The following is a 14674-nucleotide window of genomic DNA, read 5'->3' as shown; positions in this document are numbered from 1 at the left end:
AAAAGGGCTTCATAAAGAAGCCCTTTTTTTATGCCTGCAGATAACCGGTCAGGTTTTCAGCTGGTTCACAAAGCTGTGCAGTTCGATCAGTTCTTCAGTGATTTCCTGGCTGGCTTTAGTGGTTGCCCGGGCACCTTCAGTGGTTTCGTAAGAGCTTTCAGAAATGACATGCAGATTCTGGTTCACTTCCTGAACCACGGTTGTCTGTTCATCGGTTGCCGTTGCGATCTGAGTATTCAGTGCGGCAATATCCAGCACGGCGCTGGTGGCCTCATCCAGCGAGCTGGCGGTTTCAGATGCTTTGGTCAGGCAGATATCAGCATTTTCCTGGCCCGTCTGCATGGTCGCAACTGCACTGGCCACTTCCTGTTGCAGGCGTTCCAGCAGAGACTGAATATCCTGCGTAGAGGTTTGGGTACGCTGTGCCAGCGCCCTTACTTCGTCGGCAACAACCGCAAAGCCCCGGCCTGACTCACCGGCCCGCGCGGCTTCAATGGCAGCGTTAAGTGCCAGCAGGTTAGTCTGTTCGGCGATTCCCCGGATGCTGCCGAGTACTTCGCCAATGCGGTCGGTTTCAGTGGCCAGAGACTGAATGTCTGTGGCAGCCGTTGCAACGTTGTCACTCAGACGCTGAATAATGGTCTGGCTTTCCTGTGCGACATGCATACCGGCGGCAACTTTTTCTTTAACGATTTCACCCAGCTCAGCGGCACGGTTAGTACTGCCGGATACTTCCTGAATAGAGGCGGCCATTTCTTCTACCGCAGTGGCTACCAGTTCGGTTTGCTGCTGTTGGCTTTCGATGCTGCTCCGGGCATTGGCCATCACTTCAATGGTGGCACGGGAATGCTCGCACAGCTCATTAGAGGTATCGGAAATTGTGATAACCATGCCGCGTAACTTCGCCATCAGCTTGTTGAATGCGGCGGCTGCTTCACCGGTTTCAGTGTTGCGCACGGGTAATTCAATGCTCAGGTCTGCATCGGCTTCTGACAGCGCACGAAGGCGATCACGCATATTGATGATTGGGGAGACAATCGAGCGGCTGATCAATACAGAGATAACCACGGCAATCACGATACTGGCGATAAAAATAGCTGTGATCAGTTTCTGACCAACAATTTCGTCATGCTCGGCCTGAAGCGCTGCATTGAGCGTGAATTGCTGTACATCTTCCAGCATTGCAATCAGTGCATGGTCGATCTTCTCTTCCAGTGCAATGATACTCTCAGCTTTGCTGAAAGCGGCTACGGCATCACCGTTAGATACTTCCTTGAGTATTTTCTTGGCGGCCTTGTCATACTGAAGATGTTCAGCATCGACTTTTTTCAGGGCTGCCAGCAGAGTGGTGAACTTCTGCCGGGCTTTTTCAGAATGGGTGTTCTGAATGGCGTTTTCAATCATGTGTTCGAGTTCAACAAACTCTTTCTCGGCTTTATTAGCCAGTTTGCTGAATGTGCTCACAGATTTCTGCAGTTCGGCTTTCTGATCGATTCCGCTGGCCATGGCCAGGCCCTGCGCCAGTGACCGCTCGAACATGATTGCCTGCTCAAGCTGATACTCAGTAATGTGGGTAAGCCCGTTGGTAATCGGGATGTCTTCTTCGGCGATATCGATCAGTTCGATACCGATTTTCTGCATTTGTGTCAGGGCGACACCGCCCAATATCAGTAACAGCAGTAACTGTATACCGGCAAACAGATAAATTCGTGATGAAATACGTAGGGAGGAAAACACGAATATACTCCTCAAATTATTCGGCTGGGGGAACTTGTTTGAAACAGCCAGACCACCTTACACCGTGGTTTCTGAAGAAAGAAACCCACGTGCAGGGAAAACCCCGGTATTTTCGGTGGAAAACACTTGTTTTAAAAATTACTTAAACAGTGGGTGGGTTTTTACCGTATGGGAAATCTATGTTTTGTTTAAAAATTAAAACGATTTTTAAATGTACATAAAATGGGGATTACAGTGCGTTTTTAATGATGAAAGGCGTAGTCAACCCCAGCATTAGCACTGTGCATAAGGAAGCTTTGCCTACGGATTTTGCACTTAACGTAAGCTGAACGGTTGTTCAGTATCAGTGGCTGCTGTTGCAAATTTTGTTTCAGGCAGCGGATAAAGTGGCTTTCATCCAGGCGTTCCGGGTTGGCAGGAATCACTGCAAAACAGTTGTTATCCAGCCTGGCCAGAATATCTTCAGCCATCAGAAACTGATGAATGCGCTGGGCAGCTTTTGCCTGTATTACATCAGAATCGTCCCTGTAGTGTAGGACGTTTTCTGCGGGTTGCTCTTTGATTTCAATCAATAAAAGGTGCAGTTGCAGATCAGGCTCCTGCTGGTGGCGGTTGTTGAGAAAGTCTTTGATGAAGCGGGCGTTGTGGGTGCCGGTGACCGGGTCCAGATATTTCAGTGCTCTCAGGCGATGAATAATTTTTTGCTGATATGCAGGGTTGTTGAGTATTTGAATGTCAGGCTGACGTACGCTTTTAAACTCACAGTGGTGTGACGGATTCAGTGTATTGGCGCGGCGGTCGATGCTGAGTAACAGCTGGCGGGCCTGGCTGTTGAGTATTCTGAAACCGCTGCGCAGCAGGTTCTGGCTGATCAGGATGGCGATCAGTAGCATAAACAGGGTGCTGGCCAGCACGATCTGTTCCGGGGATCTGGCCGGTAACGGGTAGTCAGCCCAGTAGGTTGCAAGCTGGACATTGATGATCCATATCGTCATGACCGCAATGACCACCGGCAGCGTAATGACACCATAGCGTAGCCAGAAATGTAACGCCTGAAGCTGCCGTGGCTTAAGTTGTTTGTGTTGTTGCCGGAGCAGGCAGCTGACGGCGTTATAAATGCCCAGAAAACCAAAACCGATGATCACTTTTTCGGCGCTGCCGGGTGGAAAGTCAAACGTCAGGGCATTAAATGTAGCAATGGCGCAGCCGAGCATGGTCCAGATAAGTATCTGAATACAGAAAGACGTTGCAGGAGATGTCTCTGCGGTATCAGGGGCTGTGCGGTTTTGGGCTGACTGAATACAGAGGGCGGTCAGTATCACGGAAGTAGCATAGAGGCTCAGCAGAGTATGGGCAGGCATTCCGGCCAAAAAGGGGCATACCAGTATGCTGTAGATGCACAGCAGGACCGACCAGTGGAAGCCGGCCAGTATGGTGGTTGGATATGCATATTCACGGAATATTAAGGCCATGTTCCCTTTGCCGTCATTCAGTTTCAGTACATATATTTTTGCCTGATTAACCACAGAAAAGAAAGGGGTTAAGGCAAAAAAACTACGACTAATGGCTGATAAGGGAAAATGTGTATAAAACAGCCGGCAGATGTGCCGGCTGTCAGGGGCTGATCAGAGAGGTTGCAGATTGGCGTAACCGACAACCAGCCATTTTGTGCCTTCGTAGTCGAAGTTAATCTGGACCCGGGCTTTTGGCCCCTGGCCTTCATAATTAACGACCACGCCGTCACCGAAGATCGGATGGGAAACCCGCTGGCCAAGTACGATGGACGGTACATCCTGACCGGCCTGTGCCTGCGCATATGAGGGTTGCTGCGGTGCCCGCTGAGCTGTCACCGGGCGGCGAATGCTGGCATTCAGGCGCACTTCCTGCAGATGTTCTTCCGGGATCTCGCGGATGAAACGGGACGGGCGGTTAAAGGTTTCGTTGCCGTGCAAGCGGCGGGATTCCGCGTATGTCAGATACAGCTGCTGCATGGCCCGGGTAATGCCGACGTAGCAAAGCCGGCGTTCTTCTTCCAGGCGGCCGGGTTCTTCAATTGACATATTGTGCGGGAACAGGCCTTCTTCCATACCTGCCAGAAACACCAGCGGAAACTCCAGGCCCTTTGCGGAGTGAAGGGTCATCAGCTGTACGCTGTCCTGATGTTCATCAGCCTGGGTATCACCGGCATCCAGAGCGGCCTGGTCAAGGAAGGCAGATAACGGCGTGGCGTTAACGTTTTCTTCTTTATCAGGTTCCCAGGTGGAAAGGTACTGACGCGCTGCGCTGACCAGTTCTTCAAGGTTTTCGACCCGCGCCTGTCCTTTCTCACCCTTTTCTTTCAGGTGATGCTCAATCAGACCGGAATACTGCACTACGTGTTCTGTCTGTTCGTTCAGTTCGGCATGCTGGGTGTTCTGGTCAAGGTCGTTGATCAGATCAATAAAGGCCTGCAGGGCGTTGGCAGCCCGGGCAGAGAGTTTATTAAGTTCCACCACTTCATTGGCAGCACGCCACATGGAGACGCCTTCTGTCCGGGCGTGCAGACGGACTTCTTCAATGGTTTTGCCGCCAATACCCCGTGTAGGCACGTTAATGACCCGCTCCATGGCGGTGTCATCTTCACGGTTGCCCAGCAGGCGCATGTAGGCAAGGGCGTTTTTGATTTCGAGCCGGTCATAGAAACGCTGGCCCCCGTAGATACGGTATGGCATACCAGCACGGATCAGAGCTTCCTCAAGCACCCGTGACTGGGCATTGGAGCGGTACAGAATGGCTGATTCATTGCGCAGGTTGCCGTCCCGCACCCAGCTTTCAATCTGATCGACGATGAAGCGTGACTCGTCCTGCTCATTGAAGGCGGCGTAAACGGAGATGGGTTCGCCATCGGTGCCCTCGGTCCACAGTTCTTTACCCAGACGTCCCTGGTTATTGACGATAACGGCGTTGGCAGCGCTGAGGATATTCCGGGTGGAACGGTAGTTCTGTTCCAGACGCACTACGGTCGTGTCGTTGTAGTCGTCTTTAAAGCGCTGGATATTCTCGATTTTAGCGCCACGCCAGCCGTAAATGGATTGGTCGTCATCGCCGACGGCCATCAGTTTTTCCGGCTGGGGCTGGCGCGGGTCCATTTCGCTGCACAGCAGTTTCAGCCAGGCATACTGGATGGTGTTGGTGTCCTGAAATTCGTCCACCAGAATATAGCGGAAGCGGTCCTGATAGTGCTTCAGCAGGGAAGGGTTGCGGTCACGCAGTAATTCCAGTGACCGCAGGATCAGTTCACCAAAGTCCACCATGCCGCCACGTTCACAGGCTTCTTCATAGGCGCTGTACATGGTGACCATCATCTGCGCATAGGGATCACCGCCGGGGTCAATATGGGCGGCGCGCAGGCCATCATCTTTCTGAGCGTTGATGTACCACTGGAACTGCTTGGCCGGCCAGCGGCTGTCATCCAGATTCATTTCTTTGCTGAGCCGTTTGACCAGGCGTAACTGATCGTCAGAGTCCATGATCTGGAAGTTTTCAGTCAGGCCCGCATCGCGCCAGTGTGCCCGCAGAATCCGGTGCGCCAGTCCGTGGAAGGTGCCTACCCACATACCACTGGGGTTCAGGCCCATCAGTTCTTCGATCCGGCCGCGCATTTCTTTGGCTGCTTTGTTGGTAAAGGTCACCGCCATAATCGAATAGGGTGACAGGCCTTCTGTCTGAATCAGCCAGGCGATCCGGTGAACCAGTACCCGGGTTTTGCCTGAGCCTGCACCGGCCAGAACCAGCAGGTTACCAAGTGGCGCGGAAACTGCGTCGCGCTGCGCTTCGTTGAGTGAGTCAAGCAGGTGAGATACGTCCATAAGTGCCCGGGTCTGTGCTGATGCAGAATTTGCTGTATAAATAATCAGTAGCGGATTATAGCAGACCCATGAACGGGTGCGAGTGTTATCTGAACAGCCGGTACAAAAGAAAGGCAGAAAGAAAAAAAGCATTCAATCGTCACTGAATGCTTTCTTGAAATGTAGTCTGTCCGGCTTTGCCTCCTTTACCTGCCTTACAGATTTCCGGCCGTTGGCCAGTGCTATTCCCTTTGCTTAAAAGTGCGTCCCTGAATCCCGGTGGTTCATCATGAGCCTTGCGGGGTGGTCGGTGCTCCTGCTGACCCTGTGCTGCTTATCCCTGCAGCCTGATCTTCCCTGTTTAACGGTAACGTCCTGTTTGCCGTGAACACGTCCCTGGTTCATTAAGGCTGCTTCCTGCAACCGCTGGCCTCCATGGCCTCTTTTCTGCCTGAGCTGATGACCGGAATGTCCTTTACTCCGGCCGGATCTGTCATTGAGTGGCGCTTTCCGTGTGCCTGACAGATCACGGTGTTCCCTTCAGCAGGTGATCATCCTGTTCGCCTGACTGTTTCGGGCTCCGAGCTTCCTGCTCATGTAAACAACTCTTATTTAAATAACAGTGTTTGTTTGATTTCTGCATCCTGCAGTTGTCGGCTTCCTTAGCCTTTTGTCTGCTCTGGCAGATATTTCCGGAGTGTCCTTTACTCCGGCTGATCTGTCTTAACCGGTGCTGTCCCTGCACCAGACAGGTCTTTGTGCTTCCTTTCAGTGGGTAATCGTCCTGATCACCGGGGCATCCTGCCCTTGTTATTTAATTATTGAGATTTGCGTGTCAGAAGATATAGGAATAATTCCTAAAAGGTTTTTTTGTTTGAATTTTCTGGCGTTTAAATTTTGTTGGATGGGTAAAAAATTGATGCAGATCAATGTTTCAGACGGGCGCGTCATGTATTTAGAAATGACGGTTTTATTCATTTTTTGTTCATTTTTGCAGCGCCGGGCGTTTGACCACCGGGGAGATAAGCAATACGTTTATGTGCTGCTAAAGGGGGGCAGTTGTCAGTGAGGGATGAGTCGGAGAGAGGGCCGTTAAGCGTTTTTGCCGGGCTGGCGCGCAGGGTTTCAGACGTGCCGCCCCGGCGTCGGGGGGCACTCTTGAGTAACAGGCGTTCTGTTACCGTTTTCTGCTCTTCCTGCGACGGGGTTCAGCGCGCATATCGGTTATCTGGAACTCGATTTTTTTCTGCTCCATATCCACACGGGCTACGGTGACCTGAACAGTGTCGCCAATTGAATAGTGGTTGTGATTCCGTTCACCTGTCAGGCGTTGCCTGGTCTCGTCAAAATGATAAAAATCGGTGTTGAGTGTACTGATATGTACCAGGCCTTCGATTTTTATATCATCCAGTTCGATGAATAAGCCAAACGCTGTCACCGTGGTAACCGTGCCGGTAAAGGCCGTACCGGTAGTGTCTTTCATGTAGTCACATTTAAGCCAGGCATCGACGTCCCAGCTGGCTTTGTCTGCCCGGCGGGATTGTTGTGAGCAGTTCGCTGCCAGCGTGTGCATGCTTTCTTTGCTGTACGGATAGCTGACTGACGGGTCCAGTGGCTCAGCACTTTTTACCCGGTGAACAGGATCACTGCCGATGCCGGTTAGCCGCTTCAGGGCCCGGCGCATTGTGCCGCCGCTTTCCTGCCGGCGGATCACTGAGCGGATTGCCCGGTGTACCAGCAGATCAGGATAGCGACGGATCGGTGAAGTGAAGTGCGCATAAGCCGGGTAAGCTAAGCCGAAATGACCGTTGTTGTCGGCGCTGTATTCTGCCTGGCTGAGTGACCGTAACATCATCGACTGAACGGCGCCGGCATCCGGGCGCGCTTCAAGGCTGCTGAGCAGGTGGTCATAGTGAGCCGGGGTTGGTTTGTTGCCGCCGGCCAGTGTCAGGCCTTTATCCGTGAGGAAGCTTCTTAAATTTTTAAGCTTCTTCTCCTGCGGACCGTGATGGTTGCGGTAAAGGGCGGGCAGCTGTGTTTTTTCCAGAAAGCGTGCGGTGGCAACGTTTGCACATAACATACATTCTTCGATCAGTTTGTGGGCGTCGTTGCGCCGGACCGGAAGAATCTGGTCTACCTTGCGATCAGTGTTGAACCGGAATGTTACTTCCTGGGTGTCAAAGTCGATTGCGCCACGTGTATCCCGTGCCTGCTTCAGGGCGCCGTAGAGTTGGTGTAGCGCCTGTATATGGGGTAACAGCGCAGCGTGTTTGTCACGCATACGCCGGCCCAGCCCTGATGCCGGTGCGGTTAACAGGGCGTTGACCTGGTTATAGGTCAGCCTTGCGTGGGAGTGAATGATCGCTTCTGAAAACTGATAGCCGGTCATCACGCCCCGGGCGCTGATATTCATTTCACACGCCAGTACCAGACGGTCGGCGTTCGGATTCAGGGAGCACAGCCCGTTGGACAGTGCTTCTGGCAGCATCGGAACGACATGGCCCGGGAAGTACACAGAGGTGCCACGCTTTCCGGCTTCCTGATCCAGGACGCTGTCCGGGGTGACATAGTGTGAGACATCCGCAATGGCAACCCAGAGTTTCCAGCTGCCACCGGACTGTGATTCGCAATAAACCGCGTCGTCAAAATCTCTGGCATCTTCGCCATCGATCGTTACAAAGGGCAGAGCCCTCAGGTCGGCGCGATGCTGTTTGTCGGCTTCCGCCACGGTATCGCCCAGTGATCGTGCCGCCTGCAAAACGGCTTCCGGCCATTCAAAAGGAATGTCGTGCTCGCGAATTGCAATTTCGATTTCCATTCCCGGCGCCATCGCATCACCCAGTACTTCAGTCACCCTGCCATATGCGTTGTACTGATTGCAGGGGTAATCGGTAATAGTGACAACCACGTACTGGCCTGTTTTAGCGCCCAGCAGCTGGTTTTCGTCGATATCAATTTCGTGGGCGATACGGCCGTTTTCAGGCCTGATGAAGTAACCGCCGTTTTCCATTTTCAGTTGTCCGACGACCCGGGAGGTATTGCGTTCAGTGACCTTAACCAGAGACGCTTTTTGTCGCCCGCGGTGGTCTGTGCCTGTGATGCGAACCTGTGCCAGGTCCCCGTCGAACAGTTTCAGCATATCCTGCTTGCTCAGCAGCAGGTCATCACCCTCAGTGTCTGTTGCCAGAAAGCCGAAGCCTTCGCGGTGTCCGATCACCCGGCCGGTAATCAGATCTTCATCCCTTAACGGGCTGTAACCTTTACGGTGGTGATAGCTAACCTGACCATCACGTTCCATTGCCCGTAAGCGGCGGCGCAGTGCTTCATGTTCTTCCTTTGCGGATAAACTGAGCAGGGCTGCCAGTTGCTTTCGGTCAAGCGGAGCACCGTGTTGTGTAAGTGTGCCGAGAATAAAATCCCGGTCAGGAATAGGGTGACTGTACTTCTGACTGTCGGTTGGGGAAATTGCAGTGTTTGAATTGGCCATGATCAAAATGTCTCTCAGGATATATAGCCAAAAGTAATGCAATTTTAAGTTGGAAATATGATGTGTCGGTACAGATCAGATATAACAATGGCAAGACATACTGGCTGGTCGTACTCAGTGAGCTGAGTTACTTAAATAGTGTGTTATTCAGGGGCATTATTCAATGGGTAGCGTGGCCCTGAAACTTAAGTTATGGAACTTACACGCTGACTGTACTCAGGCTCAGGCGCCGGCATTTCTTAATGCAGGCACCGGAGCTGAAAGGTTCGTGGCAAATCAGATTGCGACGATGTTTTCTGCCTGTGGACCTTTCTGACCCTGAGTCACTGTAAATTCAACGGTCTGGCCTTCAGTCAGGGTTTTAAAGCCTGAGCTGACGATCGAGCTGAAGTGCGCGAAAACGTCCGGGCCAGACTGCTGTTCGATGAAACCAAAACCTTTCGTTTCGTTAAACCACTTTACAGTACCGGTAACTGTATTAGACATGATGTTTTATCCTGCAGATAAGATATAAGTGTGCCTTCATGAGGCATGAATAGCGGGAATGAAGTTATAAAATTTAGAAACTACAGGACGAAGAACTGCAAGGTACGACGAGATGGAGGATGTAAAAAATACTGTTTTCTTTCTGGCTGCAGCCACAGTAGGGACTATACACAGGCAAGTCAAGATTTGTTTTGTATATCTTTGCAAGGCAGAAAGCCGGAAAAACTGTTCAGCATGTTTTTATCACGACGGTCAGCGAAAAAGCTTGACTGAAAAAATCAATGTACTAGCATACTAGTTCGCTAGTACATGATAAGTTGTTGCTGATGAGTACTGAAAAAGAATATATCGCCGCGCTAACAAGCCATTTGTTAGCAATTGATCACCCGGATGCAATGGAGTCGGCGTTACGTAATTTGCTGACCCCGAATGAGTTTGTTGAGGTGACCAAGCGGCTGCAGATTTTTAAAATGCTGGAGCAAGGCGTGCCGCAACGTCAGATTGCTGAAACCCTGGGGGTGGGAATTGCCACCGTGACCCGCGGCTCCAGAGCGCTGAAAGACAGCCAGTAAAAGCTGTGTACCCGTATTTAATCCCGCTGTCGGTTTAACAGAGACAGTGACTGAATCCAGAGAATGTTATGTCCCGTAAGCCTGATCCGATCAATTTACCCAGGAAACCGCAGTATGTCCCGATGGGAGCCGGTTTTGATTTCTTTGAGTTATTTAAAAAGCTCGATAAGCAGTTTGATATTTGCTTCATGCTTGAGTCACTGGGGGAAGAGAGCTATATCTCCCGGCACTCAATTATCGGTTTTGATCCGGAAAAAATTCTCTGGGCAGAAGGTAAGAGCCTGTTTATTCAGGAGCGTGATGGCAGCACCGAGGAATATCCGAGCGATAACCCGTACTACCTGTTGCGGGATCTGATTCCTCAGGATGTGATTTCCCGTAAGTATGCCGGGGGCCTGACCGGTTATCTGGGCTATGACAGCATGAATTATTTTGAGCCAACGCTGAATTTGCAAAACAGCGATATGTTCAATGCGTTCAAGTTCGGCCTGTACAAAGACGGCCTGATCCTCGACAAAATGACCGGCGAGGTGTTCTATTTCTATTACGACGATAACCGTATGGATCTGGTTCAGCAGCTGATTGATGCGGAGTATCCCGGCAACGGCGAGCTGGAAATTCTGGTCGGCGAGGAAACCATGAGCCGCGAAGAGCATGCGGCGGCGGTTATGAAGGTTAAGCAGGATATTATTGACGGCAAAATCTTCCAGACTGAAGTGGGCTTCAAGAAGCGTTTCACCCTGAAGGGCGATACCATCAATATTTATGAGCAGCTGCGGGAAGTGAATCCGTCCCCACAGATGTACTATCTGAAGTTTGGCGAGCAGAAGCTGATCGGTGCCAGCCCTGAGCTGCTGTTCCGGTTACGTCAGGGGGAGATGGAAACCTTCCCGCTGGCCGGTACCGCCCAGCGCGGTGCAACAGAAGCCGAAGACCGGGAACTGGCCCGCAAGCTACTGAACGATCCGAAGGAAATTGCTGAACACAATATGATTGTCGATTTGCACCGGAATGATATTGGCCGTGTGGCTCAGTTCGGTACGGTTAAAGTCCGCAGCCTGATGGACATTAAGCGCTTCAGCCATGTGCAGCACATTTCCAGTGAGATTGTGGGCATTATCGCCCAGGATCAGGACATGTTCTCTGCACTGGCGAGTAACTTCCCGGCAGGCACGTTGACCGGTGCGCCAAAGATTGAAGCGATGAAGATCATTGACGATCTGGAATCCGATGGTCGTGGCCCTTACGGCGGCGCGGTCGGACATTTCTCGTTTAACGGTGACTGTGCCTTCGCGATTCCGATCCGGACTGTGTTTGCCAACGGGGAAGAAGCCTATGTGCAGACCTGTGGCGGCAACGTCTATGACTCAAACCCTGAAGATGAGTATCAGGAAATTCAGCGTAAATTTGCCGGTACCAAGAAAGTGCTGGATCAGTTTGTTAAAGATACCGCACAGTAAGGGGCGCAGGCATGAAAGTTTATATTATCGATAATTACGACTCCTTTACGTACAACCTGTACCAGTACATTGGTGAAATTCTCAGTGCGGAACAGCATCAGGGACGGCTGGAAAACTTTCAGCTGGTGGTGAAACGTAATGATGAAGTGACGCTGGACGATATTAAGGCGGCTGCGCCGGACCGGATCATTGTATCGCCGGGGCCGGGTACCCCTGAAGACGAAAGCTATTTCGGTATCTGTGCGCAGGTGATTCAGGAGCTGGGAAAAACCATTCCGCTGTTGGGCGTGTGTCTGGGCATGCAGGGGATTGTGCATCAGTTTGGCGGTAAGGTAGTTAAGGCTGCTTTGCCAATGCACGGCAAGATCAGCCCGATCGTGCACGATGGCAGTTCGGTATTCCGCGGCATTCCGAACTTTCTGGAAATTATGCGCTATCACTCACTGATTGCAGAGGTAAGCAGCTTCCCTGACTGTCTGCGGTTAACGGCTGTGGTGAATCAGGCGGATGCCGGTGAAATGTCGGAAGCGGATCTGGCGGCGCTGGTGGCAGATCCGTCGGCTAAATATGAAATTATGGGCCTGCAACATAAAGAATATCCGATCTACGGCATTCAGTTTCATCCGGAATCCTTTGCGACGGAAGGTGGCAAAGAGCTGATCCGTAATTTCCTGTTTTGTGATGAATAACCGGTAAAAATACATAAAACCGCCCGTGCAGCCGCACCGGCGGTTTTTTTATGTCGGCTGATCAGTTGCGGCCGGCCATCACGCCGCCGTCCACGTCCCAGATTGCGCCGGTTACCCAGCTGCTGTCTTTACTGAGTAAGAAGGCAACCGTTGCGGCAACGTCTTCTGGCTGACCGATACGTCCTATCGGATGGAAACCGTTGAAACCTGCCAGCGCCTGCGGAACTTCCTGTTGAGGAATAAAGGCTTCGTAAATCGGTGTGGCGACGACGGCCGGTGATACGGCGTTGACCCGGATGTTGTCATCCGCCAGCTCCATTGCCATATGCTGGGTCAGTGCATGCAGGCCGGCTTTGGCCATCGAGTAAGCAGACGAAGGCGTTGCTTTCACCGCCTGCCTGGCCCACATGGAGCCAATGTGCACAATGCTGCCACCGCCGTGCTGTTGCATGTTGCGGGCAACCGCCTGCGAGATGAAGAAGCTGGCGCGGTTGAGTTGCATGTACAGGTCATAATCTTCGGGGGTATGGTCAGTAAATGCTTTTGGATTGAAGTACCCGGCGGCGTTGACGAAGTATCTGATGCCCTGTGGCTGAGCGGCGATGTGACTGATCAGGTCATCGATATCCTGAGGGTCGTACAGATCGGTACGGTAGGTTGAGAGTAAACCGCTGCTCTGATGTGCAGCGCTGATCCGGCTGAGTTTTGCGTCGGAGCGGCCGGTGATGCAGGTGCTGATGCCCTGTGCCATCAGCCGTTCGGCAATGGCCAGACCCATGCCGCTGGAACCGCCAAGGATGAGTGCTGTTACTGGTGTGGTGGCTTGCATTTTATCGGTTTCCCATGGTTAATGATGAACATTAAGACGGCGTCATAATCCGCCCTGGATGACATCCAGTGTATGGATCGGGTCGCCGGGAAAAAGTAAGTACAAAGTGGTGCTATAGGTACTTTTCGGTACAGTTTGATGAAATCTAACGAGAAAATATTTTCACAGAAATCCGCCCCGGCCCGCAGTGCCCGGATGGTGGAAACTATTTATGGCTGCAAATGGTCACTGACGGTCTATCAGTTGCTGGCCCATGGCATTAACCGGCCGGGGGAAATGGTTCGCAGTGTGGAAGGGCTGACCACCAAGGTGCTGAACGAGTGTCTGCGCAAGAATGTGGATTTCGGCATTCTGAAACGGATCAGCTATCCGGAAGTGCCGCCAAGGGTGGAGTATGAAGTGACCACTTTCGGTGAACGCTTTATCGGGGTGCTGGATGAACTGGAAGCGCTGGCGGATGCGCTGGAAGACTGATGTAAAAAAAGGCCGTTCTGTGAACGGCCTTTTTTGAAGGGGCGTCGTTATTGCGGTAGCTGTCCCGGGTGCTGAATACGCTGTAACAGGATCTGTTTCAGTTCGTCCGGGTCTTTCAGTTTTTGCGTGCTGTTTTCATCCAGCCAGGGGATCAGGCGGGACAGCCAGAAACGCATGGCGGCGGTCCGGGTCAGTTGTGCCCAGGCTTTGTGCTCCCCGGCGGTGAATGGCCGTTCTGCGGCATACGCCTGCAGGAGGGCGGTTTCCCGTGCGGCGTCGATGCTGCCGTCAGAATTTACACACCAGTCGTTGGCAACAATGGCCAGGTCATAGAGTAAGTAACCGGTACAGGCGTTATACAGATCGATGATGGCGCTCAGGGTATCGCCGTCAAACAGGGCATTATCAAAGAACAGATCGCCATGAATCGCCCCCATCGGTAAGTCGCTGGCCTGTTCCCGCAGGGTGTCGAACAGTGCCACTTCATTGCGCAGTAATTCGGCATCTTCAGGCGGCAACTGGCTGGCAATCACTGCGGATTCACGCCGCCACCAGAATACGCCCCGGTGGGCCTGACGTTGCATATAGAAGTCATTGCCAGCCTTATGGAAACGGGCCAGTGCATGGCCGATCTGCGCGCAGTGGTCCGGCGTGAGTTGTTCCAGATGGCCGCCGGCAAAGCGTGGCTGAATCAGCGTCGGGCGCTGTTTTAAGGCTTTCAGGGCGATGCCGTTACGGTCCTGCATGGGATGAGGTACCGCAATGCCCCGTTCCGCCAGCCAGGTGGTCAGCTCGACGAAATAGGGCATTTCATCCATCGTCAGCTCTTCAAATAAAGTAAGTACATACTCTGCCGTTTCCTCCCGGTCTGTCTTCAGGGTGACGAAGTAGTTGGTATTTTCAATACCGCCGTCAATGCCCTGGTGGCTGACCAGTGTGCCCAGATCAAAATCGGAAAGGAATGTATCAAGTTCAGCGTGGCTGACAGAGGTATAAACGGCCATAGACAGAAAGGTTCTTACTCATTTTTAGTGGGCTGCATAGTAAGGCTTCCCCGCGGTTGCGACAACTATATTTCATGTGGCAGATGAGGGGCGTTATGAAAATTCCGCT

At 52.2% G+C, this 14674-nt stretch carries 11 protein-coding genes; 4 read left to right on the top strand and 7 right to left on the bottom strand.

The features are described from left to right. Positions 1 to 48: 48 nt before the first annotated feature. The 5 genes from PCI15_RS23025 to PCI15_RS23005 all read right to left on the bottom strand — a co-directional run bounded on the left by PCI15_RS23025 (position 49) and on the right by PCI15_RS23005 (position 9537). Positions 49 to 1737, bottom strand: coding sequence for a methyl-accepting chemotaxis protein (locus tag PCI15_RS23025; protein ID WP_271272201.1), 1689 nt, complete (start codon positions 1735 to 1737; stop codon positions 49 to 51). A 242-nt stretch (positions 1738 to 1979) separates the two neighbouring features. Beyond that, entirely contained in the window at positions 1980 to 3209 is a 1230-nt protein-coding gene (locus PCI15_RS23020; protein ID WP_271272200.1) for a GGDEF domain-containing protein, read from the bottom strand. Positions 3210 to 3362: 153 nt separating this feature from the next. Then, the gene (gene uvrD / locus PCI15_RS23015) at positions 3363 to 5585 is read right to left on the bottom strand and encodes a DNA helicase II (protein WP_271272199.1); all 2223 of its coding nucleotides are present in this window, start codon (positions 5583 to 5585) and stop codon (positions 3363 to 3365) included. A 1156-nt stretch (positions 5586 to 6741) separates the two neighbouring features. After that, positions 6742 to 9051 (bottom strand): ribonuclease R, encoded by a 2310-nt coding sequence (gene rnr / locus PCI15_RS23010; RefSeq protein ID WP_271272198.1) that lies wholly within the window; start codon positions 9049 to 9051, stop codon positions 6742 to 6744. A gap of 276 nt (positions 9052 to 9327) precedes the next feature. Continuing rightward, positions 9328 to 9537, bottom strand: a complete 210-nt coding sequence (locus PCI15_RS23005; protein ID WP_271272197.1) for a cold-shock protein — start codon at positions 9535 to 9537, stop codon at positions 9328 to 9330. 326 nt (positions 9538 to 9863) lie between these two features. Between PCI15_RS23005 and PCI15_RS23000 the strand changes: the two genes are divergently transcribed. The 3 genes from PCI15_RS23000 to PCI15_RS22990 all read left to right on the top strand — a co-directional run bounded on the left by PCI15_RS23000 (position 9864) and on the right by PCI15_RS22990 (position 12258). After that, positions 9864 to 10109 carry a Trp family transcriptional regulator gene (locus tag PCI15_RS23000; protein ID WP_271272196.1) on the top strand — a complete coding sequence of 82 codons (246 nt, stop codon included), beginning with the start codon at positions 9864 to 9866 and terminating at the stop codon, positions 10107 to 10109. A 68-nt stretch (positions 10110 to 10177) separates the two neighbouring features. Continuing rightward, positions 10178 to 11569, top strand: coding sequence for an anthranilate synthase component I family protein (locus PCI15_RS22995; protein WP_271272195.1), 1392 nt, complete (start codon positions 10178 to 10180; stop codon positions 11567 to 11569). An 11-nt stretch (positions 11570 to 11580) separates the two neighbouring features. Continuing rightward, complete coding sequence (locus PCI15_RS22990; protein ID WP_271272194.1) at positions 11581 to 12258, top strand: anthranilate synthase component II; 678 nt, start codon at positions 11581 to 11583, stop codon at positions 12256 to 12258. 61 nt (positions 12259 to 12319) lie between these two features. Here PCI15_RS22990 and PCI15_RS22985 read toward each other — a convergent pair whose 3' ends face one another. Further along, positions 12320 to 13087 (bottom strand): SDR family NAD(P)-dependent oxidoreductase, encoded by a 768-nt coding sequence (locus PCI15_RS22985; protein ID WP_271272193.1) that lies wholly within the window; start codon positions 13085 to 13087, stop codon positions 12320 to 12322. A 138-nt stretch (positions 13088 to 13225) separates the two neighbouring features. On the opposite strand from PCI15_RS22985, the gene PCI15_RS22980 reads away from it, so the two are divergent. Further along, entirely contained in the window at positions 13226 to 13561 is a 336-nt protein-coding gene (locus tag PCI15_RS22980; protein WP_271272192.1) for a winged helix-turn-helix transcriptional regulator, read from the top strand. A gap of 47 nt (positions 13562 to 13608) precedes the next feature. Here the strand turns inward: PCI15_RS22980 and PCI15_RS22975 are convergent, their stop codons facing one another. Next, the gene (locus PCI15_RS22975) at positions 13609 to 14565 is read right to left on the bottom strand and encodes a homoserine kinase (protein WP_271272191.1); all 957 of its coding nucleotides are present in this window, start codon (positions 14563 to 14565) and stop codon (positions 13609 to 13611) included. Positions 14566 to 14674: the final 109 nt, after the last annotated feature.

Origin of the sequence: Aliamphritea hakodatensis (genome assembly GCF_024347195.1) — a bacterium.
Taxonomy (GTDB): domain Bacteria; phylum Pseudomonadota; class Gammaproteobacteria; order Pseudomonadales; family Balneatricaceae; genus Amphritea; species Amphritea hakodatensis.
The sequence above is the reverse complement of the archived record's forward strand: the minus strand, read 5'-3'. Positions and strand labels throughout refer to the sequence as shown.

Coding starts and splice junctions, on each gene's coding strand:
- PCI15_RS23020 (WP_271272200.1), bottom strand. CDS start 3,209: ATGGCCTTAATATTCCGTGAATATGCATATCCAACCACCATACTGGCC.
- uvrD (WP_271272199.1), bottom strand. CDS start 5,585: ATGGACGTATCTCACCTGCTTGACTCACTCAACGAAGCGCAGCGCGAC.
- rnr (WP_271272198.1), bottom strand. CDS start 9,051: ATGGCCAATTCAAACACTGCAATTTCCCCAACCGACAGTCAGAAGTAC.
- PCI15_RS23005 (WP_271272197.1), bottom strand. CDS start 9,537: ATGTCTAATACAGTTACCGGTACTGTAAAGTGGTTTAACGAAACGAAA.
- PCI15_RS23000 (WP_271272196.1), top strand. CDS start 9,864: ATGAGTACTGAAAAAGAATATATCGCCGCGCTAACAAGCCATTTGTTA.
- PCI15_RS22995 (WP_271272195.1), top strand. CDS start 10,178: ATGTCCCGTAAGCCTGATCCGATCAATTTACCCAGGAAACCGCAGTAT.
- PCI15_RS22990 (WP_271272194.1), top strand. CDS start 11,581: ATGAAAGTTTATATTATCGATAATTACGACTCCTTTACGTACAACCTG.
- PCI15_RS22985 (WP_271272193.1), bottom strand. CDS start 13,087: ATGCAAGCCACCACACCAGTAACAGCACTCATCCTTGGCGGTTCCAGC.
- PCI15_RS22980 (WP_271272192.1), top strand. CDS start 13,226: ATGAAATCTAACGAGAAAATATTTTCACAGAAATCCGCCCCGGCCCGC.
- PCI15_RS22975 (WP_271272191.1), bottom strand. CDS start 14,565: ATGGCCGTTTATACCTCTGTCAGCCACGCTGAACTTGATACATTCCTT.